This window comes from Aequoribacter sp. (assembly GCF_965659035.1).
Taxonomy (GTDB): domain Bacteria; phylum Pseudomonadota; class Gammaproteobacteria; order Pseudomonadales; family Halieaceae; genus Aequoribacter.
This window is the reverse complement of the sequence record NZ_CBFHWH010000132.1, coordinates 1-3,648: the sequence shown is the minus strand read 5'-3', so window position 1 is coordinate 3,648 and position 3,648 is coordinate 1. Positions and strand designations below refer to the sequence as shown.

Here is a 3,648-nt window from a genome sequence, read left to right as displayed (position 1 = left end):
GAAGCACAGGGTTATCGCTGCGACGGACGTATTAACGCCCTAAACTCCTACGAAAACCGCGTCTTTCAAGTGGGGATAGAAGACGAGCCACCGCTCATTGCTAAGTTCTACAGGCCTGATCGCTGGTCATTGGATCAAATTGGCGAAGAACATGATTTTTGCGCAGAATTGACGGCGGCAGAATGGCCTGTAGTAGCGCCAATGATCGGGCCGAATGGCCTATCGGTCTATGAAGATAATGGTTTTTTATTTTCACTGTTTACGCGTTTTGGCGGTCATGCCCCTGAACCCAGTAACCTAGAAACCATAGAACTTTTAGGGCGCTGTCTCGGTAGACTCCATGCCATCGGTGCCGAACGAGACTTTCAGTCTCGTCCGGCAATCACAGTCGAGTCGTATGGCACCGAAAGTCGCGAATTTTTACTTAGTGACCAGTGCATACCCGCAAGCCTAGCCGACTCGTACGCCACGTTAACTCGAGACATACTCGAAAAAGTGAGCTCCATCTTTGAAAGCCGCCCTTACCAGCCCATTCGCCTGCACGCCGATTGTCATTTAGGCAATATCTTATGGCGTGACGATCGGGCTGTGTTCGTTGATTTTGACGACTGTCGCATGGGGCCTGCGGTGCAAGATCTATGGATGCTGCTCAGTGGAGATCGCCTAGAGCAAACGCAACAACTTGAAGCTTTGCTCGAGGGATACGAAATGTTTTATGACTTCGATGACCGCGAACTCGAACTCATCGAGAGTCTTCGAACACTGCGCATGATGCATCACGCAGCCTGGCTTGCACGCAGGTGGAGTGACCCAGCGTTTCCAAGAGCGTTCCCTTGGTTTAATACCGAGCGGTACTGGGGTGAACACATCCTTGAACTGAGAGAACAATTAAGCGCTCTACAGGAAGCACCGCTTGAACGCATCAGCGGCAACGTTAAGCCGTAGGTACTCATTCAACCGGCTGAATGAGTGCGTCGCTGACCCGACCGCCGAGAGCGTCCTGGAGCCGACTTAGGCTTGGAGCTTGGACGTTTGGCTTTAGCAGGGCTCTCAGGCAAGGGCTCCTGAGGCGTAAATCCATCAATAAACTCTCGCGGCAATTGGCGACTAATTACCCGCTCGATGTCTCTAAGTTGCTTCACTTCATCGGCACACACCAACGATATTGCGCGCCCGTTAGAGCCCGCGCGACCGGTGCGACCAATACGATGTACGTAGTCCTCGGGCACATTGGGTAAATCAAAATTGATTACAACGGGCAACTGGGCAATATCGATACCTCGCGACGCAATATCGGTGGCGACCAGCACCGCTATTTTACTGCTCTTAAAATCCGCCAAGGCTTTTGTGCGCTGCGACTGACTTCGATTGCCATGAATCGCAGCCGCTCTGATATTCGCCTTATCTAACTCTCTTACGAGTTTATTTGCACCGTGTTTGGTTCTAGAGAACACCAAGACTTGTACCCAACCGTTGTTGTTGAGCAAATACTGCAGCACCGCCGATTTTTGTTTTTTATCGACCGGATAGATCAACTGGTCAACCGTGTGTGCCGCTGCATTTTTCGGCGTAACACTCACTTCTACGGGTTGCCGCAGATAGGTTTGCGCCAGCGTTCGAATCTCATCCGAATAGGTCGCTGAAAACATCAGCGTTTGTTTTTTTGCTGGCAGTAGCTTTTGAATACGCCTGATGGCGGGAATGAATCCCATGTCCAGCATTCGGTCGGCTTCATCCAGCACCAACACGTTAATCATTTTCAAGTCGACTTCGCCCTGCTCACTCAAATCAAGCAAGCGGCCCGGCGTGGCAATGAGTACGTCCACGCCCTGCTTTAACTGACGAATCTGAGGGCCTATTTTAACGCCACCAAACACCGCTAAGGTCCGACAGGACATGTATTTACTGTAGGTCTTGGCAGAGGCCTCGATTTGGGCAGCGAGCTCTCGAGTGGGCGTAATGATTAGGAACTTTGGGGATTTGGAGCTGTTTGGCTGGCGCAACAAGCTCTCAAGCAATGGCAGAGTAAAAGCCGCCGTCTTCCCAGTACCAGTTTGGGCAGAGGCCATGAGATCTTTGCCTTCCAAAACCGGCCCAATAGCCGCGGATTGAATTGCGGTGGGTGTTGTATAACCAGTGTCCGAAATCGCTTGTAGTAACTTAGGCGACAAACCTAAATCCGAAAAATTCATAAGATATCCTTGCACCAAGATGAGCGCATACGACCGGCTGTCGTCAGCAGGTCAATTATTCAACTGATCTTTGCAGTAGGACCGTCGTGACATATTAAGTGTAAGAGACACAGAAGGATCAACTTGGGGGGAAGGAAAGACCAAACAATCTCTGCTTTAAGCAGAGCCTCGGAGCAACTCCGGGTGCGCGGAGTCTAGGCGGATCATCCCTGAAAAGCAACCACTTGCGCCAATAACTGACTTCGCCTGGTTGCTACCGACACGGAGCAAAAATGCGCGGGCATCGGTAATTGCCGACTACTCATCCTCATGCAATGCGGTCACGTAGCTCTCGCCATCCTCAACAGCGACCATCAAACGAATCGGTCGGCAACAAACTTCGCAATCTTCAATGTAGTCTTGCTCTGCGACGCTGTGATCAATCACGAGCTCGATAGTCTCCCAGCAATAGGGGCACTGTATGTTCTGAGTATCCAGCATAGTCATGCTCTTCCAACAACGTGAGTACAAAGTACGCACAAGGGCTAACTTGGATCACGAGCGAAGTGTCTGGTCGAATGAACAAAGCGTTAAGGTGTATGCGCCAAGAGCTATTACACCCCACGCAAAATGGTCTAGGGGGGAAATGCAATTACTTTGTAGATACAGCAGGAGCCAAGCGCCAAACAATCCCAGCCACATCGTCCGCCACCACAATCGCACCATCGCCCAACACCTGAACCCCAACCGGGCGACCCCTCGCTTGGCCTTTTTCGTTTAAGAAGCCATCGAGCAAGGTGATTGGCAGAGCATCCTTTGGCCGACCGGCATCAAATTGAACGGCGATGACTTTGTAGCCTGCAAACTGACTGCGATTCCAAGATCCTCTCTGCCCAATAATCGCCGCGTGCCGTAGGCTTGGGTGCGGATAGTCGTAAAAGTCTAAACCCAGCGACGCAGTATGTGCCCCAAGCGCGTAATCAGGCTCTCTTACCCTGGTGTCATTGTCGATCCCCATTGCAAAAACTCGTTCATCTTTGTTCCCGCCCATGTACCACACAGGCCAGCCATAAAATTCGTCCTCGATGACTTCTGTCAGGTAATCGGGTACCAGCTGGTCGCCAAGCTCATCGCGCTCATTAACCACCGTCCATAACCCGCCTGTTTCGGGGTGCAAAGCCATACCCACCGGGTTGCGCAAACCGCTTGCGTAAACACTCAGCTCGCCGCTTTCGATATCGTATTGCAGAATGGCGGCTCTCATTTCCTCGTTTTCCATACCATTCTCAGCAATATTGCTGTTACTACCCACTCCAATCCAAAGGCGGCGGCCGACTGAGTCAAGCAGCAGCGATTTGGTCCAGTGATGGTTGTACGGTAAGGCCGGCAGATCAGTTAGATGCTCAGCCGGACCAGCGACATACTCCTCACCCAACTCATAAGGAAAGCGGAGTAAAGCATCCGTATTGGCCACATA

General features: G+C 51.5%; 4 protein-coding genes. 1 reads left to right on the top strand and 3 read right to left on the bottom strand.

Features of this window, described 5'->3' with window-relative positions; translation table 11 throughout:
* Window positions 1-945, top strand: a 945-nt coding sequence (locus ACTF5Z_RS11625) for a serine/threonine protein kinase (RefSeq protein WP_438985782.1), incomplete at its 5' end; no start/stop codon positions are given.
* A gap of 8 nt (window positions 946-953) precedes the next feature.
* Here ACTF5Z_RS11625 and ACTF5Z_RS11620 read toward each other — a convergent pair.
* From ACTF5Z_RS11620 to ACTF5Z_RS11610, 3 genes are all read right to left on the bottom strand, one after another.
* Window positions 954-2,192 carry a DEAD/DEAH box helicase gene (locus tag ACTF5Z_RS11620; protein ID WP_438985781.1) on the bottom strand — a complete coding sequence of 413 codons (1,239 nt, stop codon included), beginning with the start codon at window positions 2,190-2,192 and terminating at the stop codon, window positions 954-956.
* A gap of 297 nt (window positions 2,193-2,489) precedes the next feature.
* Window positions 2,490-2,672 (bottom strand): CPXCG motif-containing cysteine-rich protein, encoded by a 183-nt coding sequence (locus ACTF5Z_RS11615; protein ID WP_040818070.1) that lies wholly within the window; start codon window positions 2,670-2,672, stop codon window positions 2,490-2,492.
* A gap of 151 nt (window positions 2,673-2,823) precedes the next feature.
* Window positions 2,824-3,648 (bottom strand): PQQ-dependent sugar dehydrogenase (locus tag ACTF5Z_RS11610; protein ID WP_438985780.1); only part of this gene is annotated, 825 nt, incomplete at its 5' end.